1 protein-coding gene is annotated in these 423 nt (G+C 61.7%); it reads right to left on the reverse strand.

Features of this window, described 5'->3' with window-relative positions; translation table 11 throughout:
• Positions 1-208: 208 nt before the first annotated feature.
• The coding region (locus CDV44_RS28275) for a hypothetical protein (RefSeq protein ID WP_212677119.1) at positions 209-423 on the reverse strand (215 nt) is incomplete at its 5' end.

A 423-nucleotide genomic window follows, 5' to 3' on the forward strand; every position in this document is an offset into this window, starting at 1 on the left:
GCGATAGGACGTCGCCCAACGCCAGCGTCGCGCTCCCGTCGTGCTCGGTTCCGCCATAGGTCGAGATCCTTTCAGCCTTCGCGCCCCGCGCAAAAGGTCGGTGTTGGCCCGCTAATCAATAGGATCCTGGGGGCGCCACAGACGGACGCCGTTGTTTCCGGCAAGTGTAAGGCAATCGCAGCGCCCCCGGAAGTCGTTCGACGTCACCTCAATCGGGGGATGTATTGCGCTCATCATGCCAGGCGAACACTGCCCTGCCCGAGAACAGGGCCATATCTCGGATTACGGACATTTCGGCCACCGCCGCATTAGGAGAATCCCGAGGTGTGCCGAACCGGCCGAATACCACGAGACGACGGCTCACCTCGGCGACCGCCAATACGGGGGTAGCCCATGACCGAGAAATTCGGAAAAGGACGAGAA

Source organism: Pandoraea sp. PE-S2R-1, from assembly GCF_002179865.1.
Classification (GTDB): Bacteria; Pseudomonadota; Gammaproteobacteria; order Burkholderiales; family Burkholderiaceae; genus Pandoraea.